Source organism: Bacillus sp. Nf3 (assembly GCF_003028545.1).
Taxonomy (GTDB): domain Bacteria; phylum Bacillota; class Bacilli; order Bacillales; family Bacillaceae; genus Bacillus; species Bacillus safensis.
In genome coordinates this window covers 1-521 of record NZ_PYUA01000107.1, presented here as the reverse complement: position 1 = coordinate 521, position 521 = coordinate 1, and the positions used below count along the sequence as shown (strand labels likewise).

1 protein-coding gene is annotated in these 521 nt (G+C 67.4%); it reads left to right on the top strand.

Annotated elements, in window-relative coordinates:
* A partial coding sequence (locus C9414_RS21070) for a TonB-dependent receptor plug domain-containing protein (protein WP_181286206.1) occupies positions 1 to 521 on the top strand: 521 nt, incomplete at both ends.

Below are 521 nucleotides of genomic sequence, written 5' to 3'. Positions count from 1 at the left end.
CAGGTCGACCTGCGTCATCTCGGTGCCAAGCGCGTGCTGGTGCTGGTCGATGGCATCCGCTGGGTCAACGAGTCCTCGGCGTCGGGCGTGGGCGCGGCTACCGATCTGAACACCATTCCGCTGGCGATCGTTGAACGCATCGAAGTGCTGGAGGACGGCGCATCGTCGCTGTACGGCTCCGATGCCATCGCCGGCGTGGTCAACATCATCACCCGCCGCGAGTTCGATGGCGGCCAGGTCACGTTGAACTACGGCGAGTACAGCAAGGGCGATGGCACGCAGAAGGGCGTGGACCTGGCCTGGGGCACCAGCGGTGACCGCTACAGCCTGTTCCTAGGTGCCAGCTGGACCAAGCAGGACCCGGTGTTCGCCCGCGACCGCGAGCAGTCGCGTTTCCCGATTCCGGGCACCGGCCTGGCCTTCGGCAGCGGCGGCATTCCGCAGGGGCGCTTCGCCTTCGTCGACCCCAACACCGGTGCCGAGCAGGACATCGTGCCCAACACCGGCGTGAGCAACCCGCG